Origin of the sequence: Cognatishimia activa (assembly GCF_001458335.1) — a bacterium.
Lineage (GTDB): Bacteria > Pseudomonadota > Alphaproteobacteria > Rhodobacterales > Rhodobacteraceae > Cognatishimia > Cognatishimia activa.
In genome coordinates, this window is record NZ_CYTO01000002.1 from 35,971 (window position 1) to 60,847 (window position 24,877).

The following is a 24,877-nucleotide window of genomic DNA, read 5'->3' on the forward strand; positions in this document are numbered from 1 at the left end:
CCTTCGCCGCTAAACTTATCGGCGAGGTAGAGTGGTAATCAACAATGTCCGATCCTGTTAAAAATGCTGAAATCGAGGATGTTTTGTCCTCGATTCGTCGTTTGGTTTCTGAAAACCATTCTGAGCCCGCCCAGCCGAAAGCGGATCCGGTTGCTGACGCCACCGATAAAGCTGACCAAAAGCAAGAAAAACGGGCTGCGTCTGAACGTCTTGTACTGACACCTTCTTTGCGAATTGAAGATGTCGAAAAACAAGGACCCCAAACAACGTCTCCTGTTGCCAACACTGCGTTTGCTCAAAGCGTGCAGGAAGACATCATGCCGCTGCGAGAGACGCTGCCAAGCTTTTTGCAAAAGAGCTCCACTGTAGAGCACTCTGATGAGAATTCTGAGGCCGAAGAATTTGAGGCCGTTGACGAAGCCCCGGTAGAGCTCGATGCGGTCGAAGATCCGTCTTTGTCGACGATTGAGAACACGCTGCAGTTCCCGGTACCAGAAGAACTGACCTTTGAGACTGCGCGTTCGGAGCCATCGCAAGAAACGAGTGATTCACCTTCAATCGCCAAGGAAGAACCGCGCCCTTGGGAAATTCAGGGTGAGCGCTTGTCAGAGTGGCATAGCGTTCGCGGTGAAAGTAGTGAAGCCTTTGACCCAGATGGGCCGGAAGACGGTGATAATGCGGGTACTCCGGTCGCTGCATTGAACTGGGAAGATCATGAAGTGACCGACGAGGTCGCGCCTTCTAAGCCGGTCTCTGAACCTGTTGACCCAATCGCCGATCATATTGCTGAGAAAGTTGTCGAAGAGGTCTCTGTTGCTGCTGATGCCGCAGATGAGACAATTGAAGCCCAGCAATATGATGCGGTCTTAGATGAAGAGATGCTGCGAGAGCTTGTGGGTGAGATTGTGCGTCAAGAGCTGCAAGGTCCTTTAGGAGAGCGGATTACGCGCAATGTGCGCAAACTCGTGCGTCGTGAAATCAATCGCGCTTTGACGGCGCGCAGTTTTAACGACGGCTAAGGCGGGGCAGGGTGAACACGCCTGCACATCTCCTTATCGGTTGGGCTGCATTTGCCCGCAACAAACCCAATACAATTGTCGCGGCCGCGTTGGTTGGCGGCTTGCTGCCGGATCTATCGCTCTATGTGATGGCAAGCACGTCTCTGTTCATTCTGGATATTCCGCCGTCAGTGGTGTTTGGGCAGCTCTATTTTTCCGACCTTTGGCAAACGATCTTTTCGGTTGATAACTCTTTCTTTGTTTGGGGCGCTTTGCTAGCGCTCGCGATCTGGAAAAAGAAAGAGTGGGGCATCGCCCTTTGCGGTGCGGCACTGCTGCATCTATTAGGGGATTTGCCGCTGCATCATGATGATGGGCGCGCGCATTTTTGGCCTTTGACCAATTGGATTTTTGAAAGTCCTCTGAGTTATTGGGACACGCGCCATCACGCGGGCATCATTGGCCCGCTTGAGTTCTTATTATGCTTGGGCTGCGCGATAGCCATCCTGTGGCAGAGACTTGTGCAGCGCAAAGCGGTCCTTGTTGTGGTCCTGTTGATTATGGAAGGGGTTGCGATCTTGCCCGGTTTCTTTGGGATGTTCGCATAAAAAAACGCGCGCCGTAGAAGCGCGCGTTTTTTGCTAAATGGCAGCAAATAGTGGCTTACGCCGCTTCGCTTTCTTGCGCAGCGTTGCGACGTTCGCTTTCCTCACGGGAAAGCGCAACAGAGGTACGAACACCTTTGCCGACGAAGTCCATCAGACCGGATACAACCCGCTCGTTTGGGTCGATTCCCGCGCAAGACAACACTTCGCGCCCATCGCGAGAGCGTGCCCAACGGGCGATTTGATCTGGGCCATTGCCGTACTTCTTGTCGTCAGCAATCGCATCGTCCAACGCGGCTAGGACCACCGCAGCAAATAGTTTGCGAGCGCGGTTGCCCTGTTCGTTATTAAAAGCCGTGCCATCAACGAAATCTTTCATCTCGTCGTCCTTTTATTGCTCTTGTGTTTTTGGCGTGAGGGGGCTTATGACCTATTTTTTTCGATTCGGGTACCCTGTTTTCGCATAGCTTTTATGCAAACAGCGCATAACTTGCATCAAAATAGGTCGTCTTGTCTCCTATCAACAGGCGATATATAGGTCTGCAAACACTCCGATCAACCTTATTGTCATGGTTTTGTCACAATGCCAAAAATCAACGGAAACGAAATTCGCCCCGGCAACGTGCTGGAACATAACGACGGTCTGTGGGCCGCGGTAAAGGTCGACCACGTGAAGCCCGGCAAGGGCGGCGCCTTTGCTCAGGTCGAGATGAAGAACCTGCGTAACGGCTCTAAACTGAACGAACGATTCCGTTCTGCAGACAAAGTCGAGCGCGTGCGCCTTGAACAAAAAGACATGCAGTTCCTCTATGAAGATGACGGCATGCTGATCTTCATGGACACCGAGACTTATGACCAGGTTCAGGTGGCGGCAGATCTCTTGGGTGACCGCCGTCCATTCCTGCAAGATGGCATGACCATCGTTGTGGAATTCTACGATGCTGAAGCCCTGAATGCATCTGTGCCTCAGAAGGTCACTTGCAAAATTGTCGAGACAGAGCCTGTTGTAAAGGGCCAGACGGCTGCGAACTCTTTCAAGCCAGCGATCTTGGATAATGGTGTGAAGGTGATGGTGCCGCCTTTTGTGGGCCAAGATGAGATGATCATCGTGGACACAATTGCAATGGAGTATTCTGAGCGGGCGTGAGCCTTCTCTAATACTCTTGCGTTAAGCCGTTCCGTTTGGAGCGGCTTTTCTTTTTGGGTGGGCCGGTTAGGATCAGACTTGCATCACCACAGGTAGAGGGATTTGGGATGTTTCGATTTGTACGCTTTCTGGTGACCCATGGGATCGCTCTGGCAATTGGCTTTGGCCTCGGCATCTACTTCCTTCCGATCCTGACGGCCCCTGCTGATCCTGATGCCGCGACGCTTGAGCAACAAGCGGAGGCCGCCACGTTCACTGGTACATTTACCCGAGATCTGGATGGGTCTGATTTCCTGCATTGGGGCGAGGGCATGATTAGCCTGACCCCGACGATGATTGTCCATGAAGGCGCGTTGGCGCCGGGGCCGGATTACAAGCTCTATCTCACCCAAAGCTTCGTGGAAAATGAAGCACAGTTCAACGCGGTCAAAGCAGAGGCCGCTTTGGTGGGCGATGTGAAGACCTTTGGCGGTATTCTGCTCGACATCCCCTCAGGGATCGATATCCACGCCTATGACACTGTGGTGATCTGGTGCGAGAGTTTTGGTGAGTTCATTACCGCGGCCAAGTACCAATAACGTTATTTGGTTTCACCGTTCCAAGTGATCGTTGCGGCGCCAGCCTTTAGCTCTCCACCGGCTCGGTCAAAACGCAAATAGGCGAGCGCCTGATTGCCCGAGCGGCTGTGCAGCGTGCCCGCCGGCTTACCATCGGCGGTGATTGGCGTGCCGGGCTCGGCGTCGCCGGTAACATGCACGCGCACCAAGCCCTTACGCAGCTCTGTTTTGTGTTTCATACGGGCGGTGACCTCTTGGCCGACATAACAGCCTTTTTTGAAATCCACGCCTTTTAAGCGCTCAAAGCCCATTTCTAGTATGAAGCTGTTATCATCGAGCTCTGCACCGGTTTCTGGCACCAGCGCAGCGATCCTTAGCGCTGTCCAATCAGTTGTGTCGTCTGACTGCGGTGTTTCGCGATAGGCGCGCCACCCAAGGGTTTCTGAACGGGGATCTGCAAATCCATCTGACGGTGTTTCACCAAGCCCGCGATGCACATGTAAGTCCAGCACGTCGATTTGTACGTCGGCGCGCAGCTTATACATGGTCAGGCGCATCTTTAGCATCTCGATTTGATCTGCTGAGGCGTCCAGCAATACGCCGTTGTCATGTTTGCTCAGGAAAAAGTCCGCCATGAATTTGCCTTGGGGCGTCAGGAGCGCTGCATAGACAAGTCCTTTGTCAATGCCATCGACATTGTTGGTGACCAGCCCTTGTAAGAAACCATGGGCGTCGTTTCCGGTGATGATGAGAAGGCCGCGCGCGTCGCTCATGGCTTAATCCTGTTGTTTTCTGAGAACTTAATATAGACAGTCGCAAGCGGTGCAACAGGGGGAAGCGATGCGCGCGCCAATTTCCGTCGTCATACCGACGTTGAATTCTGAGGATGAGCTGTCAGACACATTGATTGCGCTCATGGAAGGCCTGCCTTTGGGGATGATCCGAGAGGTCATTATCAGCGATGGCGGATCAAAAGATGCCACCCAAAGGATTGCTGAAGATGCAGGAGCGACGTTTCTGCAGGGAGAGGCGATCCGTGGCTCTCAGCTGCGACGAGGCGCTGAAGTCGCCAAGGGCAAATGGTTGTTGTTCCTGTTGCCGGGGACTGTGCTTGCACCGGGATGGTCAAAGAGCGTTGAGCTGCATCTAAAGGACAATGAGCCGGGCTATGGTCGTCTGAGCTTTGTGAATGGTGGTTTCGCAGGGAGCCTTGTGTCCGCATGGGCCAATATGCGTTCCCGGCTCTTCGGTTTGCCCTTTGGTGATCAAAGCCTGTTGGTGCCTGCTTCGCTATACAATCAGATCGGCGGTCACCACGACATGAATTCCATGGAAGACGTCGCAATTGCGCGGGCCTTGAAGGGCCGACTAAGGCCGCTGGGTTATACTGCTCAAGTCAGCGCGGTGCATTACAAACGCGATGGCTGGTTCCGTCGCGGGCGGCGCAGCCTATGGTCCTTGTTACGCTTTTTGGTTGGACCAAATCGCGCGAAATCGAACGCAAAACTTCAGCGCTAATTCAAAGCCTTGGTAGGCGTCCAAAGAGCTTGGCCCAAAAGCCTTTCTCTGCTTTTGGCTGCGAGATAGCGGGCAGAGTTGCCGTTTTCGCCGCTTCTTCTGCGGTCGGGCCATCGCTTGCAAATTGCAGGTTATATAACTCGGCGTAAGTTCCTTCTTTCGCCAGAAGCTCATCATGTGTGCCTTGTTCGACCACACGGCCTTTGTCCATCACAACGATCTTATCCGCATCGCGCACGGTGGACAGACGGTGGGCAATCACCAGTGTTGTATGGTCTTTAGAGAGTTTATCCAGCGCTTCTTGGACCAGAACTTCTGATTGGGCATCAAGCGCAGACGTCGCCTCATCTAGCAAGAGAATAGGCGTGTTTCGCAGCAGCGCCCGCGCAATCACAACCCGTTGGCGTTGACCACCCGAAAGACCGCTGCCCCGTGGGCCCACATGGGTATCGAGCCCATCGGGCATTTTCTTCACGAAATCACTGACATGGGCCGCGTCTAATGCAGACATGAGGTTTTTTTCGGTGACGTTATCGCGCCCCAACAGAACGTTCTCCCGCAAGGTCTCGTCAAACAACATGGCGTCCTGAGAGACGACCGAAAACTGGTCGCGTAGATCTTCCAGTGCGAGGTCTTTGATGGCCGTGTCGCCGATCGTGACCGTACCAGATTGAGGATCGACCAACCGTGTAAGCACGTTGAAAATCGTGGATTTGCCCGCGCCTGATGCGCCGACGATGGCCGTGGTCTGACCTGCTTTGGCCGTGAAGCTCGTGCCATTTAGGACGGCCGTCTCGCCGTAGGACAGGGCAACATCCTTGAGTTCGATGTCACCTGTGTCTTTGGGGGCAGGCTTGGGGGTCGGTGGAGATACGAGTTTTGGTTTGGCTTCCAGAAGCTCTTTTAATCTCTCAATACTTGCTGCGGCCACTTGCCATTGACCGCTAACAGCGCCCAGGCGACGTAATGGCTCAAAGGCGAAACCCAAAGCGGTGAAGAAGGTCATAAACTGACCGATCGTTTTTTCACCCGAGATGATCTCTCCACCGCCGTAGATTAGGACGCCTAGGAACCCAAGGCCTGCCATAATGTCGATTAGGCCGGGAATCGCAGCGGTGCCTGCCGCTGCACGCACTTCGGTGCGGACCAGCGTTTGGGTGAGGTCGCCATATTGCTTTGATTGGTAATCTTCCAAGCGATTTAGTTTCACAGCAACGATGCCATGAAAAATCTCGTCCAGCCGGGTCGCGAGGCGCGCGCCTAAATCACGCGCTTCGCGAGCGCGGCTGCGTACGAAACGCTGTACGATTAAGGACGGAAGAACCAAGATTGGCGTGCCAATGCAGGCCACAAGCGTCCATTTCCAATCAACACTAATTGCGACAATCATCAGGACAACGAGGGAGATTACATCGCGTCCCGCGCCAGTGATGATGATGTTCCAGACGCTGTTGATCGACATAACGTCGGCTTGCAATCGCTGGATCAGATAGCCAGGCGGATGTGTTTGGTGGAAACTATTGTCTTGTCGCATTAAGCGATCTAGCAACTGCGTCCTAAGGTCCGCGGCGGTTTTTTGTGAGATATATGTAAGCAGCACGCGCTGCGCCATCGCAGCAACGGCTCGGCTCACAAAGACAAGCATGATAACGACACCGACCCACCACAAGGCGTCCGAATTGCCTTCAACAAACACCCCATCAAACATCGGCTGCATCATGTAGCTGAGCGCGCCCAGCATAGAGCCTTCGATGCTCATAAAGACAAAGGCTGCAATCAGAAAACCGATGTATTTCGATAAGAAATTCCGCCAAAGCCAGGCGATCAGCTTTTGGCTGTCCTCAGGGTTCGGGTTTTCAGTGGAAGGTGTTTCTTGTGACACGGCGGAATAAGAATCCTCTTTGTTGCCCGTGCTGGACATTATGTGACTCTATTCGGTCAGCGATCCGACTTCAAATGCGTTTTCGCGAGGATTTTGCAGGGCTTAATCCAGATCTTTCAAGACTTCAGGTAGTTTCTCAGCCAAAATATCAAGCTCAAGATCTGGACCGCAGCTGACACGGATGCATCGGTTTTGCGGCGCAACAAAAGGCATTCGAATAAAGACGCCTTTGTTCGCAAGCCCTTCTAGGATCGCTTTGGCAAAGGCAGCGTCCCGGCCCGTATCGAGCGCCACAAAATTGGTTGCAGATGGGATTGCGGTCATTCCGTTTTGCGCCGCGATGTCAGCGATGCGTTGCCGTGCTTTGGCGACCCTTTCGCGGGTCAATTCAAGCCAATCTTGATCCCCCAATGCGGCCAATGCCGCCGCTTGGCTCGCGCGGTTCATACCAAAGTGATTGCGGATCTTGTCAAAGCTCTTAATTAGCTCCGCCGCGCCCAACGCATAGCCGACCCGCGCACCCGCAAGACCATAGCCCTTTGATAAGGTGCGCATGCGGATCACTTTTGGATGTTCGACTGGGTATTGGGCAGCAGTGCCATCTGGCGCGAGCTCGACATAGGCTTCATCCAATATCAAAAGGCAGCCGTCAGGGATGTGCTCGAGTTGAGCAGCGATGTCGTCGCCATTATGCCAAGTGCCCATGGGATTATCTGGATTGGCGAAGTAAATCAGCTTTGCATCCGTCTCTTTCGCTTTCGCAATCAACGCTTGTAGGTCTTCGTGATCATCACGATAGGGCACCGTTTCAACAACGCCGCCAAAGCCAGCAACGTGATAGTTGAACGTCGGGTAGGCGCCAGCAGAGGATACAACCGTATCGCCCGGCTCAATAAGCAAGCGCGTCAGGTATCCCAGCAATCCATCGATGCCTTCGCCGACCACCACATTCGCCATTTGAACGCCCATCGCTTCAGCAATTGCTTTGCGAAGGTCATAGCTTTCTGGATCACCGTACATCCATGATTCAGCCGCAGCGGCCTGCATTGCTTGAACAGCCTTCGGGCTCGGGCCAAATCCGTTCTCATTCGCACCGATCCGAGCATCAAACTTGATACCAGTTTCGCGCTCTTGCGTTTCCGGACCAACAAACGGAGTGGAACTTGGCAGGTTTTGAACCAGATGGGTGTAGCGTGGTTTTGACATTGGCAAATTTTGTCGGAATGGACGGGGCGGCGCAAGCGGAATTGGAGCCAATTGGCAGGTGAAATGAGAATTTTGCTGACAGGAATATCAGCGCCGGTTATGTGTTTCATATTTTAGTATTAGGAGCCAATTTATGGCGCGTTTACTGGTGGTTATGGGGGTGTTTCTGACTCTCATTGCGATACTTTTTTATACGTCTCCTTCGCTTAAGCCATGGTCGCCGATTGAGATTGAAACGGAAGCGTTCTCGCAAGTCATTCTTTACCCCGATGAAGAGGCCAAAGACGTTCAGCTTGCGCTGGTCTACCCCAATGGTGAGATGGCAAATCCTTATGATGAAGGCCTTGCGCACTACTTAGAGCATCTGGTGGCGTTGCGCTTCTTAGAGAACTTCAAAACCGAAACATTTCGCCATGGGAATGCGTGGACGAACTCTTACGCGACTGCATATTTTGGAAGCTCAAAAAAAGAACGGCTTACGCCCTTTCTTCAAAAACTTGCTGAGACCGCTGCACCTCTTGAAACAGATCCCGTGTTCGCCGCGGAAGAGCGTGACATCGTGATGCGTGAATACGAGCAGGGCAATGCGCATACGAAAACCGCTCAGCTTTATGTTGGTTTGGTTGTTGATTTACTCGAAGATGCGCCCTTGTCGCGTTCGGTGATCGGAACGCCTGAAGCAATCAACTCCTACGATTTAAATGTCGCGAAGAGATTGCATGCCCGATCACATCGTTTGGCGGATGCGACACTGCTTGTTCATGGAAACTTGGGAAAACGAGAGCTTGAAAAAGTTCTGTCCGCGGTCAGCTATTCACAGCCTTCAACACTCAAGCCTCTTCCGACGCCAAAAGGCCTGCCGGTCACAACCGAACGTCTGACGGCGGCGAAAACAGTCTCTGAAATATCTACGGATCTAGTTTGGCGCAAATTGGTACGCGTTTCAGGCTGTGAAAATCCCGTGGTTTGCAATGCAAAAATTACGACGCTGGAGCGGGTCTTGGACTCTGCAGCGCGCGGCGGAATTGCTGGACCTTTAAGGTATGACGCGTTCTACGCGCGCAATTTCCGCTTTGATATTTTCAATCCGGAAACAGGTGTTATCGAAATCCAGTTTTCTGCTGTGGCGGACAAAGGGGTTTCCCATAAAGACTTATTGGCTGAGTTCGAGCGGGTTCTTCAAGACAAACTGACGTCGACAATCCCGACATCGACCTATGATCGTATCAGGACACGCTTGCTTGACGATTGGGATACGGATGATCCGGATCCGGAAGAAGAATTCGATATGGCTATCGGATGGTTGGGCGATGGTTTGCAGCCGGTAACAGGGCGAGAGCGTAAGTCAGCCTTTGAATCGTTAACAAAAGAAGAGTTAGAGAAATTTTCTGGCGAATTGGCCGCCCCAGGGCGTGTCGTGATCCGGTTCGTTTATTAATTGAGGGAATATATGAAACATTTCATTTGTGGGTGTGCGGTGGTTTTATTGGCGGCTTGCCAGGCTGACCCAGAGAAGAGGGTTGCGGTCGAAACCAGTGCAGCAGGCTATGAGTTTGCGCACCTGCCGATCTTTGAAAAAGACGTGACCGATGTCACGCTCCAGATTGCGTGGCCGACGGATTTCGCATGGCGCTCTGATGTGAATCCGTTTGTGCCCTATGTCGCATCCCAAGCGATCCTTAGCGAAGGCGCTGCTGGGCTGAATGCACAAGAGCTCATGGAAGCTTTTAATGACAAAAACGCGTTTGGCCGCCTTCATATCCAGACCGACCATGTGATTGGCGAGCTGTCGTTTCCGATTGAGCATTTGGACTTTGTCCAATCGGTGGCCAAGGAGGTGCTTGTTGATCCAAAATACACAGAGAACTGGCTAGAGCGCGTAAAAGATCAGGTGGGCAGCAACAATCGGAATGCGGCCAAAAAAGAGCAGTGGAATCTATGGTCTGCCGTTCGGATCGCGGTACTGGGAGATAGCCCGCTTTATAATGCACTTACCTTGCCAGAACCGGATTTAGCGTCTGAAGTGGGCCGCGAAGACGTGCTCGACTGGCACAAAACCTACCTGACCAAAGCACCGGTTGCGATCTCTATCGCCGGGCGCATCAGCGCTGAAGAAGCTGGCGACTTGATCGACGGGCTATTGGTCGACTTGCCCGATGCGCCTGATCTTCAGTCCACGGACACAGAAGTTAATTTCGCGCCGCTTAACGTTTATTTCGAATGGCCCGATGCGGAAAAAACGCAAGTTGGGATGTTGAGCGCGCTCCCTGCGCTGACGGAGCGCAAGGATCATCTGGATCTCATCGCTCTGAACACGCTTTCGCGTGCACAGGGTCCAATGATGGAAGCGATCCGCACTGAATTGCGTGCGGCTTACGGCGTGTTTGCCGGTGCCCAAAACTATCATCGTGACGGACGGTTTGCCTATATCTACGCAGAAGTGGAGGGCGACAAGCTCGCTCAATCAATTGACGTCATGCGCAGCACTTATGAAGACTTCAGAACAGCAGAGACCATCGAAGCTGTCAGCGAAGTGAGCAGCGATATCGCGGCGCGGGTTAAGGAACGTTCTGAGTTCGTCGATGTGGCCGCCCAGACCATGCTTCAGTCCATGTTGGATGGGTTTGATCCTAATCGCGTGGAAACCCTTGCCGATGAATTCGCTGGGGCGACCGAAGCGGCGGTGCGTGAACAATTGCAGACCGGTTTCGCGGCAGGGGACGACTTGATAGTGATTGCAATTGGCCCGGATCGCTCGGCGTGGCCGGGGGCGTGTGTCATCACTTCGTTAGAAGAGGTGCTGTCCTGTCCGCGTTGAACCACCGCGTCTAAAAACAAAAACGCCCGCCAAATTGGCGGGCGTTTTTTTGGTTCGCTTTGCGCCTAGCTGATTTCAGCAACCCGCCCGAGCGCGGCCTTCAGCTTGGCCTCTTCCTCCTCGCGTGCGGCGAGGGTGGCTTTGGCCTCGGTCACAACCTCTTCCGGGGCGGAGGCCACGAATTTCGGGTTGTTCAAACGGCCACGCAGACCGCCCAGTTCCTTCGCCAGTTTGCCAAGATTCTTTTCAAGGCGGGCTTTCTCGGCTGCGACATCGATCACGCCCGCCAGAGGCAGGCCGAATGTTGCGCCGTCTACAGCGACGGTCGCGCAGCCTTTCGGGAACGCGTCGACCTTCTCTAGGCTTTCCAGACGCGCCAGTTTGAAGATCAAAGCTTGGTTCGCGCTGAAGGCCGCATCATTCAGATCAGTGATCTGGGTGGCAACCATCGGAATCTTGGCGCCGGCCGGGACGTTCATCTGTGCACGGGTCGACCGCACGGCTTCGATGGTCTGGATGACCCAGTTCATCTCGCGGTCGGCATCCGCATTCACCAGCTCTGCGCCATAGGTTGGCCAAGCTTCATGGACTAGCATCCCATCGCGCGTTGCGGTTTGCCCCCAAAGCTCTTCAGTAATGAAGGGCATGATTGGGTGCAGCAGGATCATACATTGATCGAGCACCCAACCCATAGTCGCGCGGGTTTCGGCCTTGATGGCTTCATCTTCCGAGGACAGGAGCGGCTTTGCAAATTCCACATACCAGTCGCAGACCTTGCCCCAAGTGAAGGCATAAAGCGCGTTTGCGGCGTCATTGAAGCGGAAGCTATCCAACGCTGCATCCACGGTTTCGCGGGTCTGAGCAACTTCGCCGATGATCCATTGGTTCACGGTTGCGGTCGCGTTTGGCACCTCGCGAGACGGCGCACCGTTCGCGTAAACGTCATTCATCTCGGCAAAGCGCACGGCGTTCCAGATTTTGGTGCCGAAGTTGCGGTAGCCTTCGATGCGTTTCATGTCGAGTTTCAGCACGCCGCCCAAAGCCGCCATTGCGGCTGAGCTGAAGCGTAGCGCGTCGGCACCGTATTCGTCGATGATGTCCAGCGGGTCCATGACGTTGCCGGTGGACTTTGACATCTTCTTGCCTTTGGCGTCGCGGACGAGGCCGTGCAGATAGACGGTGTCAAACGGGATCTGATCCACGACCGCCAGCTGCATCATCATCATGCGAGCTACCCAGAAGAAGAGGATGTCCTGACCGGTGATCAGCGTGGAAGTTGGGAAATACTTTTGCATTTCCTCGGTGTCTTCAGGCCAGCCGAGAGTGCCGATGGGCCAGAGGCCGGAGGAGAACCAAGTGTCGAGGACGTCTGGATCGCGGTAGAGACCTAGGCGCGTATCGTCACTCTTTGCTTCGAACAGACTTGCGACTTCTTCGAAGTCCCCTGTGTAGAATTGCTCGCCCGAAGCAATATCAAAGTTATTGCCATCTGAACCTGCATAGTATGCGAGGGCTTTTTCTGACACTTCTTCAAAGCTTGAACCGCAGAACGCAACAGGATCGCCAGAGTAATCAAGCTCGACCGCCTTCAAGCCGCCTTTGTCCTTGTCAGACACCCGCTTAAGTTCTGGACCGTACCAAACTGGAATCTGGTGCCCCCACCAAAGCTGACGAGAGATACACCATGGCTCGATGTTCTCCAGCCAGTGGTAATAGGTTTTCTCGCCGCTTTCCGGCAGGATTTTCACATCGCCATTGCGCACTGCGTCCAGCGCCGGACCAACGATCTTGTCGGTTTCCACGAACCACTGGTCCGTCAGCATTGGCTCGATCACCACTTTGGAGCGGTCGCCGAACGGCTGCATGATCGGTTTGTTTTCAACGAACGGCACGGTTTCGGTCACTTCAGACTCGTTGCCGTCTTCATCTTTAACCGTTTTGGTCTCAGAGATCATCACCGCGAGGCCTTCGGATGTGATCTGATCGACCACAAGTTTCCGCGCTTCAAAGCGATCAAGGCCGCGAATGTCGTCCGGCACGAGGTTGATGGCGTCCACTTCGTTTTCAGTGAACTCCGCGCCTTTGGCATGGGCCTGCGCTTTGCCAGCTTCTTCTGCGTATGGCGCGCCATCGGCACGCATCGCGCCTTTGGTGTCCATCAGGCGGTACATCGGAATGCCGCCACGCTTTGCGACTTGATAGTCGTTAAAGTCATGCGCGCCGGTGATCTTCACTGCACCAGAGCCAAAGTCCTTGTCTGGGTATTCATCGGTGATGATCGGGATCAGACGACGGTGCTCTTTCGGACCAACTGGGATTTCACAAAGCTTACCAACGATGGGCGCGTAACGTTCATCAGACGGGTGAACCGCAACAGCGCCATCACCCAGCATGGTTTCTGGGCGGGTGGTTGCGATAGAAATGTAGTCGCGTTCCTCCTCAAGGATCACGTTCCCGTCTTCGTCTTTTTCGATGTAGGTGTAGGGCACACCATCCGCGAGCGGGTATTTGAAGTGCCACATGTGGCCGGGGGTTTCGATGTTTTCCACTTCGAGGTCAGAAATCGCGGTTTCAAAATGTGGGTCCCAGTTCACCAGACGCTTGCCGCGATAGATGAGGCCCTTGTTGTACATCTCAACAAAAACTTTGATGACCGCATCGTGGAAATTGCCGCCTGCTTCATCTTCAGGTGCACCCGGCGCACCAGACATGGTGAAGGCCGTGCGAGAGAAATCAGCAGACGCGCCAAGGCGTTTCAGCTGGTTGATGATGGTACCGCCGGATTTGCCTTTCCACTCCCAGACTTTCTCTAGGAAAGCGTCACGGCCCAGTTCGGCGCGGGATGGCTGTTGGGTCTTAGCCAGCTCGCGCTCGACAACCATCTGCGTTGCGATGCCCGCGTGGTCGGTGCCCGGCTGCCACAGCGTGTCAAACCCCTGCATCCGCTTCCAGCGCATCAGGATGTCTTGCAGCGTGTTGTTAAACGCGTGGCCAATGTGCAAAACACCGGTGACGTTTGGCGGCGGGATCATGATGCAATAGGTGGAGGCACCTGGCTTTGCGTTTGCCCCTGCGGTAAAGCAACCAGCCTGTTCCCAAGCGTCAAAGAGGCGGCTTTCGGCCTCGGCTGCGTTGAATGTCTTTTCCATCGCCATCTGCGTCATCCTGCGTGCGGTCAAATCGAGTTCCAGCGAGGTTTATCGAATGGGGACGGGGAGGGAAAGATGGTGTTTGTGACTTATCGATATTGCTGTCCACTAAAGGCAGGTTCTGTGGCGACCTTGGAGCCTCCGGCGGGAGTATTTTCGCAAAGGTGAATAAAGGGGTCAGACAATCGGGACCAGCGGTACACCGCAAGCGGTCAGGGTTGCGAGCAGGGCAATGAGAACAATGATGCGCGGCATGGAAATCCTTAATTTGTTGTCGGCCGCATCAAGACGACATCGCTCAGAAAAAGCAAGGAAAAGTGGCGGGCCCGCAATCGCAACCGTGGGGTTATCTCATTCCCGAGGACCTGTATGTACAGGTGGGCGCCAGGTAAGTAGACCAGGATCTAAACAGAGCCAGCTCCCTCGGAATTGCTTAAGGCCACCGGAATGCAACCGTATCACGAGAAGGGCAGAACCCGCCACGCTCCTAATTAGGCGCGCAGCGGGTCCAGCGCAAGGGCGCTAAGGCAGCCTTAGTGCGTTTGAGGTGTGGGGGTTTCCCCTGAAAGATGTGATTTCAAGCTGTTTTCAAAATAAAGTTCCCAACCGCGTGTGCACACATCGAGACATTCCATTTTTTCGTTAAGCCCCTCATGGGTAAGGGAAACTTCGCTTCCAGTCGGCGTCGGAGTGATGTCCCAAATCAGGCGACTGTTGTGCCACTCGGTCGTGTCGTCAACGTTCTCAATGATCATATTGGCATCGGTACACCGCCAAACGAGCTGGTTTTCGGAAGCGCAAGATGCTTCAAATTCAAACCTGACATGACTTTTGTTGAAGCGAATGGTGAACCCATTCTCTTCCAGCTCAACGCGGTCGCTCCACCAAAGGTGCATTTCGTTCAAGATTGCGTTTTGGGCGGCCTCAGCGGTTGCCGGGGTTGTTATTGTCGCCGTGTAATCCTTTGGGACCGAGGCCTCATAGAGCGTATTCAAGAAACCGTGCCAGCCCTTATCAAGTGCAAGGATGAGGCCAAAGCCATCCGCCGTTTGCGGCAGACCAGTGTGACGCAGAGTGAGCGTGGTGCCGGACTGCGCATCTGCCAAATGCCATTCCACCCGTGACATATGCCCGTTCGCAGGACCAACGGTGAAATCCCAAGCCATGAAATCGGTCGGCGACATTTCTAATACTTTGCCCCAGCACAATACCTCGCCACTATCGCGTTCAGCTAGCTCGAACTCTTCACCCGGTGCGAGGTCCTTGCTCGGCGCGTTGAACCATTTTGCGATCAAGTCTGCTTTGGTCAGAAATTCCCAAACATGGCTCTTTGGCGCGGTGAGGTGAATGGTTTTTTCGATTTTGATTTCAGTCATTTGAAGGGCTTTCGTTTTGAGAATCGGAGGTTTCAATTGCGGCTTTCAATGCATCCAAACGTGCATCCCAGAAGGTTTCGAAAAAGCTGAGCCAATCAAAGGCAGGGCGGATCGCATCTGGGTTCAGTTGGTTTACCCGCTCGCGTCCTTTGGCAGTGACAGTGATCAGCTGACCTTCCTCCAATATGGTCAGGTGTTTTTTCACTGCGCCACGCGTCATGTCGAATTGCTGCGCGACCTCGGCGATTGTGAGGTCGTCCTGCGAAAGCAATTTCAAAATGTCTCGCCGCGTTGGATCGGCAAGAGCGCGGAAGGTGGGTTGAAGGTCAAAGCTCATCATCGGAACCTAATTGTGATACCATTTGGTGTTATATTGATGATACCTTTTGGTGTTACGTCAAGATTCAATTTCGCGCTTGCGTTTTGTTCATGAAATGTTCACTCTCAGTGCTATGGATCAAGATCTGCAACCCGGACAACTATTGGCGCGCGGTGTCTCTCGGCACTTGCGCAGTCATGGGTTTGTTTCTGTTGAGGAATTTGTGCCGGAGCGGGGCAAGCGCGTGGATGTTATGGCGCTGGGTCCCAAAGGTGAAATCTGGGTGATCGAATGTAAATCAAGCCGTGCGGATTTTCAGTCTGACAACAAATGGGAAGGCTATTTGGAGTGGTGCGATCGCTATTTCTGGGCGGTCGATACTGAGTTTCCCACGGACCTATTGCCAGATGAGACCGGGCTGATCATCGCTGATTCTTATGATGCTGAGATCATTCGTATGGGACCAGAAGACAAGCTGGCAGCAGCGCGGCGCAAAAAGATCATCCAGAAACTCGCGATGGATGCTGCAAGGCGATTGCAACGCTACCGAGATCCAAAGATGGCTGCGTTGCCCGACGAGGCCAGCTTACTTTGACATGTTCCGCGCAGTTGCCGCGGCAGCGCGAATTTCTTCGGCAATCTCTTCCGCTTCATCAGGATCAAAATCCATGGGAATTTCAAGCTCGCCCGCGTCGATGAAAATGCGCACAAACCCCTTATCGGTTGGCCCGATTTGCAAATTGGCTTCGATTTCGCGTTCGGTGTTGATGCCCATTGGTCTGTCTCCTTGCGTGAAATGGGCCTAGCGGTATATGCTTGTTTTGGCAAGATATAGCTCTGCTTGAGGTAAGCCCCTCAAATCGGAAAATTTCGCGATTTAGGTGCTTGCAATTGCTTGGGGGGGGCTGTAAATCGCGCTGCAGTGCCGCCTTAGCTCAGTAGGTTAGAGCGCCTGATTGTGGATCAGGAGGTCCCCCGTTCGAGCCGGGGAGGTGGTACCACCCTTCCTTTATATGTCAGATCCTTTCCTAGCAGCGCTTTGACTTGCCTCGTCTATCCGAACGCTGCAATTTTGCGCTATGCTGTGTTGCCTTAAGGGAAAAATATGCCTGAATTCGTAATTCCTGCACCGAGCGTTGCGACGATTCCGACCTCTAATGGCGGCAATTTCCCGGTTCGTCGGGTCTATTGCATTGGGCGCAACTACGCGGCCCATGCGGTTGAGATGGGGCACGATCCGAGTCGCGAGCCGCCGTTCTTTTTTCAGAAAAATCCTGACAATTTAGATCCGAGCGGGCGGTTTCCTTTTCCAAAACACAGCAATGATGTGCACCATGAGGTCGAAATGCTCATCGCGCTGAAATCTGGCGGCAATGAAATTACCGTTGATGATGCGCTAGATCATGTCTGGGGCTACGCGCCATCTTTGGATATGACACGTCGCGATTTGCAGAGCGTCGCCAAAAAGGCTGGGCGACCCTGGGAGATCGGCAAAGCTTTTGAGCGTTCTGCTCCGGTGGGGGTTTTGCAGTCCGCGTCAGAGGTGGGGCACCTGAGCGAAGGGTCGATTGATTTGCATGTAAACGGCGAGCTGCGCCAAGCCGGCAATCTGAACCAGATGATCTGGAAAACGCCGGAAATGATCGCGTATCTTTCACGGTATTTCGAATTGGCCGCTGGCGACGTGATCATGAGCGGCACCCCTTCTGGCGTCGGTCCTGTTCAACCAGGAGACAAGCTGGAAGCCCGGATTAAGGGCCTTCAGCCCTTGCAGGTGACCGTCACCTAAGGCTCACTCGATCTCAATTGTCTGCTTCAATTGCCCGGTCAAAGCGTCAAAAATCAGGATCTGATTGTCGGCGGTAACCACAGCATACCAAGTGTCGCCCTTCGTGAAGGCAGTGGCCTTGGAGCCATCGGGTAGGTCGACGCTTTCCGGCATCTCAGGGCCGTTCCCATAGAAACGGGTGACAAGCAGGCCGACGACCACTACAAGCCCGCCAATCATCACCACCGTCAAAACAGTGATCAGGTGGCGTAGAAACCGCAGATTGGCCGGTTCCACCGGTTCAGGAGTGTCTTGCATGCCCATGACTCGTGTCGCCTTTGTGATTGCCGAGAACCCGCCTAAGCGCCTTGATAAGGCACTGGCGCGGGATGTGCCAGAAGAAGCCTCATTGTCACGCACCCGATTGGCGAAACTGCTGGAAGGTGGGCATGTGAGTGTTGGTGGTGCCGTGGTGACAGACCCAAAAGCCAAAGTTGCAGAAGGCGCTGAGGTTGTCATTGAGGTGCCTGTGGCGGACGAAAGCCATATTGGGCCGGAAGACATACCGCTTGATGTAATCTTTGAAGACGCCGACCTGATTGTGATCAACAAACCGGCGGGCATGGTGGGGCACCCCGCGCCGGGCACGCCCAATGGCCCACTCGTGAATGCTTTGCTGCATCATTGCGGGGATAGCCTTTCTGGTGTTGGCGGCTCAAAGCGTCCCGGAATTGTGCATCGCATCGATAAGGAAACGTCAGGCCTCTTGGTTGTCGCAAAAAGCGACCGGGCTCACCACGGTTTAGCAGCGCAGTTTGAGAAACATACGGTCGAGCGCTATTACAATGCGGTTGTCTATGGTGTTCCCGATTCCGGTGAACCACGCCTGCGTGGTGTGCGCGGTGTGAGTTTTGAACCCGGCAATATCATGAAGATCACCACCCATCTCGCGCGCCACAAAACTGATCGTCAACGACAGGCGGTGTTGTTCGAAAGGGGCCGCACGCGGTGACACGCGCGCGGATTGTGGAGCGGTTTGGGAACCCCGAAGTGGGCTCCTTGGTAGAATGCTGGCTTGAGACGGGGCGTACGCACCAGATTAGGGTACACATGACACATGCGGGGCATAGTTTGATTGGCGATCCGACCTATGGCGGACGGCGAAAACTCTCTGAAAAAGCGCTTTCAATTGCAGGAATTAACGCAGCAAAGAGCTTCCCGCGTCAGGCTCTGCATGCGGCTGTTTTGGGGTTTGAACATCCGGTGAGCGGCGAGAATCTGCGGTTTGAAGCGCCGATACCCGACGATATGGCGGCGTTGATCTCTGCGTTGCGCAACAAATAAGTAAATTATTACAATGTTTTAATAGGTTCTTCGGGCTTCTGTGAATTTTTGCGTAAGTGATATGCATTTATGCATGCTTATTATTGTTTCCGTGCATCCGCGAATATGTCACATTCTGCACAACCCGGTGAGCGCACAGCTCTGTGACTAGCAAGTCATCGCCAATACGTTCACGGTTATTCAAGAAATTTGGACTAGCCCGCTTGAAAGCCCGTTAGCGCCAACCTATCTGAATGTTAAGCCTTTAAACATTCCTCATAAGAGGGGAAAGGGACACGACATGGGAAACTACGCAAATCTACCGGCCCCAACGCCGGAAGGCGGTTTGAACCGCTATATGCAAGAGATCAGAAAATTTCCTCTGCTAGAGCCAGAGGAAGAATACATGCTGGCGAAAGCTTGGGTGGAGAAAGAAGACACCGAAGCGGCGCATAAAATGGTGACGTCTCACCTGCGACTCGCCGCGAAAATCGCGATGGGCTATCGCGGCTATGGCTTGCCTCAGGCCGAAGTGATTTCTGAAGCAAACGTTGGTCTCATGCAGGCGGTGAAACGCTTTGACCCTGAAAAAGGCTTCCGTCTAGCGACCTATGCGATGTGGTGGATCCGTGCGTCCATCCAGGAATACGTCCTGCGCAGTTGGTCCATGGTGAAACTGGGTACAACCTCTGCTCAGAAGAAGCTGTTCTTCAACCTGCGTAAAGCAAAGGCACGCATCGGTGCTCTGGAAGAGGGCGACATGCGTCCGGAGAACGTGCAGCGGATCGCACATGATTTGGGTGTGACTGAGGCCGAGGTCATCTCGATGAACCGCCGTTTGTCTGGTGGTGACGCTTCTTTGAATGCGCAAGTTGGCTCTGATGGTGAAGGCACCATGCAGTGGCAGGACTGGCTGGAAGATGAAGATGCCGATCAGGCTGCGGATTACGAAGCCAAAGACGAGTTGGAAGCGCGTCGCGAGTTGCTCGCAGAAGCCATGGATGTGCTGAATGACCGTGAAAAAGACATTCTGGTTCAGCGTCGTCTGCAGGATACTGCAGTGACATTGGAAGAGCTGTCTGGCCAGTACGATGTCAGCCGCGAACGGATTCGTCAGATCGAAGTTCGTGCCTTTGAAAAGCTGCAGCTGCGCATGCGTAATCTGGCGAGCGAAAAGGGCATGCTGGCCCAAGCCTAAGATCTCGGGGACACGACCTCCTGAAATCATACCCAATGACTTTCCCTGAGCGGAACAACCCTTCCAGAATTGGAGGGGTTGTTTTGTTTCTGGTGTAGGTATTCGGGGTTGAAAATGACCGACCTTCCGCGAATGATAGCGCAAACAAAAACCTTTCGGAGGAAGGCGTTATGAAACCAGTGCGTTGGGGAATTTTAGGGGCGGCAAAGTTTGCGCGTCAATTCATGGGGCCAGCCATTCATGCGGCACATGGGGCGGAGCTGGTGGCACTTGCGACATCTTCCGAGGAGAAGGCCGCTGACTTTAAGGCATTCTGCCCGACCCTAAAAGTCCATACAGATTATGAAGCCTTGTTGGCTGATCCAAGCATTGACGCCATCTACATCCCACTGCCAAACCATATGCATGTTGACTGGACGATTAAGGCGCTTGAAGCAGGCAAGCACGTACTCTGCGAAAAGCCGATCGCGTTACAAGATAGCGACTTTGACCGGCTGATCACGGCGCGAGACGCAAGCGGTAAACTTGCAGCCGAAGCGTTTATGATTGTGCATCACCCGCAATGGCAGCATGCGCGCGAATTGGTCCAGAGCGGCGAGATCGGTGCGTTGCGCCACATCAGCGGGCGTTTTTCTTTTGATAACCGTGAAGACACAACGAATATCCGCAACCGCCCGGAAACTGGCGGCGGGGGGCTGCGCGATATTGGGGTTTATGTCATGGGATCAACCCGGTTTGTCACCGGGCTCGAAGGCAGCGATGTTTCCGCGCGGGTGCGTTGGGAAAACGGGGTAGACGTGTTTGCGGATATTTCCGCGAAATTCGGGGATGCGACTTATTCGGCGTATGTCAGTACGCGGATGCAGCCTGCCCAAGAAATGGTTTTTCATGGGGAAAAAGGCCTAATCCGTATGCTCACACCGTTTAACGCGCGGGTGTTCGGCGAGGCGGTGGTGGAATTTCACAGGACTGGGCATGTGGGCGGGGGCAGCGTGCACGCGCAGCGGTTCCCGATGGATGATCACTATAAGTCGCAAGTGGAAGCGTTCGGTCGCACAGTTCGGGACGGCGCAGATTATCCATGCCCACTGGAGTTCTCACGCGGCACGAAAGTCATGATGGATGGTGTTTTTGAGGTCGCGACCGATCTTGGGTAGGGGTAGGGGGAGGGGCGCTGCCCCTCTTGGCTTTCAGCCAATTCACCCCGGAGTATTTTTGCAAAGGTGAATGAGGCGGTCAGCCTTCCATGGCTTCCAGCTCGTCAATCATTGATGAGATCATTGAGAGGCCCTTGTCCCAGAATTTAGGGTCCGACGCGTCCAAACCAAATGGCGCAAGAAGTTCCTTATGGTGCTTGGAGCCACCCGCTTTCAACATGTCGAAATACTTCTCCTGGAAGCCCTCATCGCCTTCTGCGTAAACCGCATAGAGTGCGTTTACCAAACCGTCGCCAAACGCATAGGCATAAACATAGAAGGGCGAATGCACGAAGTGCGGGATATAGGCCCAGAAGGTTTCATAACCTTCCATGAACTCAAATGCTGGCCCAAGGCTTTCAGCCTGTACTGACATCCAGAGCGCGTTGATATCTTCGGGGGTGAGTTCGCTTTCGCGCCGTGCGGCGTGGAGTTTGCACTCAAAGTCATAAAACGCGATCTGACGGACCACCGTGTTGATCATGTCTTCGACCTTGCCCGCCAGCAGGACTTTGCGCTGCTCTTGGGTTTCGGCAGCGTCTAGCATTTTGCGGAAAGTGAGCATTTCGCCGAAGACCGATGCGGTTTCAGCCAATGTGAGCGGCGTGGAAGAGAGCATTTCGCCTTGTTCTGCCGCTAGGACCTGGTGGACGCCGTGGCCCAACTCATGGGCCAATGTCATCACGTCGCGTGGTTTGCCCAAGTAGTTCAGCATCACGTAAGGGTGCACATTGGTCACTGTTGGGTGCGCAAACGCACCAGGCGCTTTGCCCGGTTTGACTTCCGCATCAATCCAGCCATCGGTGAAGAAAGGCTTTGCGATGTCCGCCATGCGGGGGTCAAAGGCCGCATAGGCGTCCATGACAGTTTTTTCGGCTTCATCCCAATGGACGGTGCGCGTGTCTTCCATCGGTAAGGGGGCGTTACGGTCCCAGACCTGCATCACATCCAGCCCCAGCCATTTGCGCTTTAGTTCGTAATAGCGATGGCTGAGTTTGGGGTAGGCGGCCACAACGGCGTTGCGCAGGGCTTCTACGACTTCTGCTTCCACATGGTTTGACAGGTGACGGCCATGCTGTGCGGTCGGCATATTGCGCCAGCGATCTAAAACTTCTTTTTCCTTGGCTTGGGTGTTGTGGACCCGTGCAAAGGTTTTGATGTTTGCGCCCAGCACCCGTGCAATTTCGCGAGACGCGGCTTCGCGTTTGCTGCGTTCCTGTTCGGTCAGAAAATTTAGTGTCGCCTCGATGTTGAGGGTCTCACCTTCCATCTCAAACTCAAGACCTGCGATGGTTTCATCAAACATCCGTTCCCATGCGTCGCCAACAACGCCCAGGTCGTGCAGGAACTTTTCCAGCTCGTCAGAAAGCTGGTGCGGTTTCATGGCGCGGATGCGATCAAACACTGGCTTGTAGCGCGCTAGATCTGCGTTCTCTGCGAAAGCTGCTTCCAGCTTGTCGTCTTCAATGCGGTTCAGCTCCAGCGTGAAGAACACAAGCGGTGTAGAGAAATCAGTCAGTTTCTCTTGCATATTTGACATGAACTGCGCGCGTTCTGCATCCACCGTCAGCTGGTAATAGCGCAGGCCCGCGTAAGACATGATGCGGCCAGAAGTCTGGCTGATCTTTTCATTACGCTGAACGCAAGTCAGTAGGTCGGCGGCTGATAGATCCGCCAACTTGCCTTCGTAATCCGCAGCAAAGGCCGCGCATTCTTTTTCCAACCATGCCAGATCCGCTTCCAATTCTGGCGCATCAGAGCTGGTGTAAAGATCGCTGAGGTCCCATTCTGGCAAATTGCCGAGGCCTTCGGTGCCCCCGCTTGTGTTGGCATCTCGGACTGGGAAGGGCAGGTTCAGCATAAAGACCTCTTGGTTCAGAATAAGTTCGTTATCCTGAGATAGGCAGAGGGATAGAGCGGACGCAAGGGGGCGGCTCTAAATTCGCTGTGATTAGCGATGTTGGTCGAAGAAGGAGCCGATCTTTGCCATGATTGGCGCGCGTTTGGCGGGGTCTTCCATCAGGACTTCGTGCTCGCCTGCTTCCACCATTTCTAACGTGCCATCGTTCCAGTCCGCCATGCGCGATTTGATGGCGTCAGGGTCAACGATGGTCTCGTCCGTTCCCAAAAATGTGACGCAAGGCAGCGAAGGCGCTGGTTTTTTCGCCATGTCAGCGCATTCTTTGAGGGCTTCGTTGACCCAGCGGATGGTTGGGCCGCCGATGCAGAGCTCGATATTGGCCCGGGCTTGGGCCTGAAGGCGCGCGTACATACCGCGGTCTTTGGTGAGCTGATTGTCTTCAAAGCCCGTGTCCAAAACATAAGTTTCGTTTTTGGTGCCGGGCGCGAGCCACTTGCTCATGCCCAATGCACGCAAAACGATGCTGAGGATGTATGCGAACGGGCGCATCTTGCCCAATCCGATGTTCCACATTGGGCCGGTGAATGCCGCAGCTTGCACCGGTAGATCATTATATAACGCGCGCAATCCTATCGCGCCGCCCATCGAATGGCCCAGCAGAAAAAACGGCTTTGGAAGGTTAAGCGTTTCGGCCGCTTCCATAAATGCAGCCACATCGCGTTGGTAATCCGAGAATGTCACGACATCGCCGGCGTTCACATTCGCCTGTACGCGGTCAGACAACCCTTGGCCTCGCCAATCGATCGAGAAAGTGCCATAGCCAAGGTGGGCAAACTCGCCCGCGGTTATGGCATATTTTTCAATGTATTCCGTGCGCCCCGGAAACAACAGCACGGTGCCTTTGGCATCCTCTTTTGACCAAGAGGCGACCCTTAGGCGAATGCCGTCATCTGCGCGGGTCCAATAGGCCTGCGCAACTGGCTCGCCTTCTGGCACTGCGTGGTAGGGCGCTTGCTCCATTAAGCGAGAACAGATGCCAGTTTCATGGCCATACCCATATCGCCATCTACTTTGAGCTTGCCGCTCATGAAGGCAGATGTTGGGTTTGCGTCGCCGGATAGGATGTCTTTGAACAAATCTGCATCCGCCGTCAGGGTCACGTCTGCGTCGTCATCACCGGCGCGCACGCCATCCGCGTCAATGATCAACGCGCCTTCGCCTTCGATTTCAAACTTTGCAGAACCATCGATGCCTTCGCCGCCCAGCTTTGCACTCAGCGCGTCTACTGCTGCTGCTACAATATCGCTCATGTCATCACTTTCTATGAATTGCGCTTCGTCACCCTAGTAAATCCCGATGCGCCGGTTACATTCAATACTGTTATGGGCATGTTGCACAATATTCTCAAACCTGCCGTGGCGGCAGCGTCGATCACGTTTTTGGTAAGTTCGCAAGGGTTTGCCGACGAAGCGCGGTTGAGTTTGTTGATGGACCAATTGCGGGTCGCTGAAGTCAACGAGTCGCAACGACTGGCTGCTGATATTCAATTGGAATGGGAAAAGTCTGGTTCCGCCTCTGCGGACTTGCTGTTGTCGCGTGGCAATAAGGCGATGGAAGCCGGGCAGGTGCAGTCAGCCATTGAGCATTTCACCGCCTTGACTGATCACGCGCCGGATTTTGCTGAAGGCTGGGTAAGCCGCGCCAATGCTTTTGCCCATGCCGAGATGTTTGGCCCCGCTCTGGCGGACCTTGAGGTCGCGCTTGAGCTTAACCCTCAGCACTTTGAGGCAATTGCCGGTTTGGGGGCGATTTTGGAAGTCATCGAACGACCCACGGATGCCTACGAGGCCTATCAATTGGTGACGCCTATACATCCGCACCACCCCGCCGTAACAGAGGCGCTGAAGCGACTCGAACCCATTGTGATGGGCCAGAAACTTTAAGAATAGGCGGGAA

Annotated in this window: 24 protein-coding genes, 1 tRNA gene and 1 pseudogene; 14 read left to right on the top strand and 12 right to left on the bottom strand. The window is 54.0% G+C overall.

The features are described from left to right. The first annotated feature begins 44 nt into the window (after nt 1-44). Both TA5113_RS00290 and TA5113_RS00295 read left to right on the top strand, forming a co-directional pair. Entirely contained in the window at nt 45-1,019 is a 975-nt protein-coding gene (locus TA5113_RS00290; RefSeq protein WP_058313284.1) for a hypothetical protein, read from the top strand. A gap of 11 nt (nt 1,020-1,030) precedes the next feature. Beyond that, entirely contained in the window at nt 1,031-1,606 is a 576-nt protein-coding gene (locus TA5113_RS00295; protein ID WP_058313285.1) for a hypothetical protein, read from the top strand. Between the two features lie 55 nt (nt 1,607-1,661). Here the strand turns inward: TA5113_RS00295 and TA5113_RS00300 are convergent, their stop codons facing one another. Further along, nucleotides 1,662-1,982 carry a DUF6280 family protein gene (locus TA5113_RS00300; protein ID WP_058313286.1) on the bottom strand — a complete coding sequence of 107 codons (321 nt, stop codon included), beginning with the start codon at nt 1,980-1,982 and terminating at the stop codon, nt 1,662-1,664. 204 nt (nt 1,983-2,186) lie between these two features. Here TA5113_RS00300 and efp point away from each other — a divergent pair, with 204 nt between their 5' ends. Together efp and TA5113_RS00310 are read left to right on the top strand one after the other, a co-directional pair. Next, on the top strand, nt 2,187-2,750 hold the full coding sequence (efp, locus tag TA5113_RS00305) for an elongation factor P (protein ID WP_058313287.1): 564 nt from the start codon (nt 2,187-2,189) through the stop codon (nt 2,748-2,750). Nucleotides 2,751-2,857: 107 nt separating this feature from the next. Next, nucleotides 2,858-3,328, top strand: a complete 471-nt coding sequence (locus TA5113_RS00310) for a DM13 domain-containing protein (protein WP_058313288.1) — start codon at nt 2,858-2,860, stop codon at nt 3,326-3,328. Nucleotides 3,329-3,330: 2 nt separating this feature from the next. Here the strand turns inward: TA5113_RS00310 and ygfZ are convergent, their stop codons facing one another. Then, entirely contained in the window at nt 3,331-4,080 is a 750-nt protein-coding gene (ygfZ, locus tag TA5113_RS00315) for a CAF17-like 4Fe-4S cluster assembly/insertion protein YgfZ (protein ID WP_058313289.1), read from the bottom strand. Between the two features lie 67 nt (nt 4,081-4,147). Between ygfZ and TA5113_RS00320 the strand changes: the two genes are divergently transcribed. Next, nucleotides 4,148-4,825, top strand: a complete 678-nt coding sequence (locus tag TA5113_RS00320) for a glycosyltransferase (RefSeq protein WP_058313320.1) — start codon at nt 4,148-4,150, stop codon at nt 4,823-4,825. A gap of 1 nt (nt 4,826) precedes the next feature. Here TA5113_RS00320 and TA5113_RS00325 read toward each other — a convergent pair whose 3' ends face one another. Then, nucleotides 4,827-6,746, bottom strand: a complete 1,920-nt coding sequence (locus TA5113_RS00325; RefSeq protein ID WP_082625753.1) for an ABC transporter ATP-binding protein — start codon at nt 6,744-6,746, stop codon at nt 4,827-4,829. A gap of 63 nt (nt 6,747-6,809) precedes the next feature. Next, nucleotides 6,810-7,913 (bottom strand): pyridoxal phosphate-dependent aminotransferase, encoded by a 1,104-nt coding sequence (locus TA5113_RS00330; RefSeq protein WP_058313290.1) that lies wholly within the window; start codon nt 7,911-7,913, stop codon nt 6,810-6,812. 133 nt (nt 7,914-8,046) lie between these two features. On the opposite strand from TA5113_RS00330, the gene TA5113_RS00335 reads away from it, so the two are divergent. After that, complete coding sequence (locus tag TA5113_RS00335) at nt 8,047-9,351, top strand: peptidase M16 family protein (RefSeq protein ID WP_058313291.1); 1,305 nt, start codon at nt 8,047-8,049, stop codon at nt 9,349-9,351. 12 nt (nt 9,352-9,363) lie between these two features. After that, complete coding sequence (locus TA5113_RS00340; RefSeq protein WP_058313292.1) at nt 9,364-10,731, top strand: M16 family metallopeptidase; 1,368 nt, start codon at nt 9,364-9,366, stop codon at nt 10,729-10,731. A 65-nt stretch (nt 10,732-10,796) separates the two neighbouring features. On the opposite strand, the gene TA5113_RS00345 is transcribed toward TA5113_RS00340, so the two are convergent. The 3 genes from TA5113_RS00345 to TA5113_RS00355 form a co-directional block, all read right to left on the bottom strand. Then, on the bottom strand, nt 10,797-13,886 hold the full coding sequence (locus tag TA5113_RS00345) for a valine--tRNA ligase (RefSeq protein ID WP_058316561.1): 3,090 nt from the start codon (nt 13,884-13,886) through the stop codon (nt 10,797-10,799). A gap of 527 nt (nt 13,887-14,413) precedes the next feature. Next, on the bottom strand, nt 14,414-15,256 hold the full coding sequence (locus tag TA5113_RS00350) for an SRPBCC family protein (RefSeq protein ID WP_058313293.1): 843 nt from the start codon (nt 15,254-15,256) through the stop codon (nt 14,414-14,416). Next, nucleotides 15,249-15,593 carry an ArsR/SmtB family transcription factor gene (locus TA5113_RS00355; protein ID WP_058313322.1) on the bottom strand — a complete coding sequence of 115 codons (345 nt, stop codon included), beginning with the start codon at nt 15,591-15,593 and terminating at the stop codon, nt 15,249-15,251. Before TA5113_RS00355 ends, TA5113_RS00350 begins: the two co-directional genes overlap by 8 nt. Nucleotides 15,594-15,708: 115 nt before the next feature. On the opposite strand from TA5113_RS00355, the gene TA5113_RS00360 reads away from it, so the two are divergent. After that, entirely contained in the window at nt 15,709-16,170 is a 462-nt protein-coding gene (locus TA5113_RS00360) for an MmcB family DNA repair protein (RefSeq protein ID WP_058313294.1), read from the top strand. Here the strand turns inward: TA5113_RS00360 and TA5113_RS00365 are convergent. Continuing rightward, entirely contained in the window at nt 16,162-16,350 is a 189-nt protein-coding gene (locus tag TA5113_RS00365) for a DUF6324 family protein (protein ID WP_058313295.1), read from the bottom strand. The two genes, TA5113_RS00360 and TA5113_RS00365, sit on opposite strands and share 9 nt — an antisense overlap. A 149-nt stretch (nt 16,351-16,499) precedes the next feature. Between TA5113_RS00365 and TA5113_RS00370 the strand changes: the two genes are divergently transcribed. Then, nucleotides 16,500-16,576 (top strand) — tRNA-His (locus tag TA5113_RS00370). Between the two features lie 104 nt (nt 16,577-16,680). After that, entirely contained in the window at nt 16,681-17,364 is a 684-nt protein-coding gene (locus TA5113_RS00375) for a fumarylacetoacetate hydrolase family protein (protein WP_058313296.1), read from the top strand. A 3-nt stretch (nt 17,365-17,367) separates the two neighbouring features. Here the strand turns inward: TA5113_RS00375 and TA5113_RS00380 are convergent, their stop codons facing one another. Next, a complete protein-coding gene (locus tag TA5113_RS00380) occupies nt 17,368-17,667 on the bottom strand; it encodes a DUF6476 family protein (RefSeq protein ID WP_306337713.1) in 300 nt (99 codons plus the stop codon). Between TA5113_RS00380 and TA5113_RS00385 the strand changes: the two are divergent. The 3 genes and pseudogenes from TA5113_RS00385 to TA5113_RS00395 all read left to right on the top strand — a co-directional run bounded on the left by TA5113_RS00385 (nt 17,660) and on the right by TA5113_RS00395 (nt 21,021). After that, nucleotides 17,660-18,687 (top strand): annotated as a pseudogene (locus tag TA5113_RS00385) (RluA family pseudouridine synthase). The gene TA5113_RS00380 and the pseudogene TA5113_RS00385 sit on opposite strands and share 8 nt — an antisense overlap. A gap of 280 nt (nt 18,688-18,967) precedes the next feature. Beyond that, nucleotides 18,968-19,864, top strand: a complete 897-nt coding sequence (gene rpoH, locus TA5113_RS00390; RefSeq protein WP_058313298.1) for an RNA polymerase sigma factor RpoH — start codon at nt 18,968-18,970, stop codon at nt 19,862-19,864. Between the two features lie 170 nt (nt 19,865-20,034). Then, a complete protein-coding gene (locus tag TA5113_RS00395) occupies nt 20,035-21,021 on the top strand; it encodes a Gfo/Idh/MocA family protein (RefSeq protein WP_058316562.1) in 987 nt (328 codons plus the stop codon). 79 nt (nt 21,022-21,100) lie between these two features. Here TA5113_RS00395 and TA5113_RS00400 read toward each other — a convergent pair whose 3' ends face one another. The 3 genes from TA5113_RS00400 to TA5113_RS00410 all read right to left on the bottom strand — a co-directional run bounded on the left by TA5113_RS00400 (nt 21,101) and on the right by TA5113_RS00410 (nt 24,231). Beyond that, nucleotides 21,101-22,921 (bottom strand): M3 family oligoendopeptidase, encoded by a 1,821-nt coding sequence (locus tag TA5113_RS00400; RefSeq protein ID WP_058313300.1) that lies wholly within the window; start codon nt 22,919-22,921, stop codon nt 21,101-21,103. Nucleotides 22,922-23,011: 90 nt separating this feature from the next. After that, nucleotides 23,012-23,941, bottom strand: a complete 930-nt coding sequence (locus tag TA5113_RS00405) for an alpha/beta fold hydrolase (protein WP_058313301.1) — start codon at nt 23,939-23,941, stop codon at nt 23,012-23,014. Then, nucleotides 23,941-24,231 carry an SCP2 sterol-binding domain-containing protein gene (locus TA5113_RS00410; RefSeq protein ID WP_058313302.1) on the bottom strand — a complete coding sequence of 97 codons (291 nt, stop codon included), beginning with the start codon at nt 24,229-24,231 and terminating at the stop codon, nt 23,941-23,943. The genes TA5113_RS00405 and TA5113_RS00410 overlap by 1 nt, the downstream gene beginning before the upstream one ends. A 78-nt stretch (nt 24,232-24,309) precedes the next feature. On the opposite strand from TA5113_RS00410, the gene TA5113_RS00415 reads away from it, so the two are divergent. Further along, nucleotides 24,310-24,864, top strand: a complete 555-nt coding sequence (locus TA5113_RS00415) for a tetratricopeptide repeat protein (protein WP_245627093.1) — start codon at nt 24,310-24,312, stop codon at nt 24,862-24,864. Nucleotides 24,865-24,877: the final 13 nt, after the last annotated feature.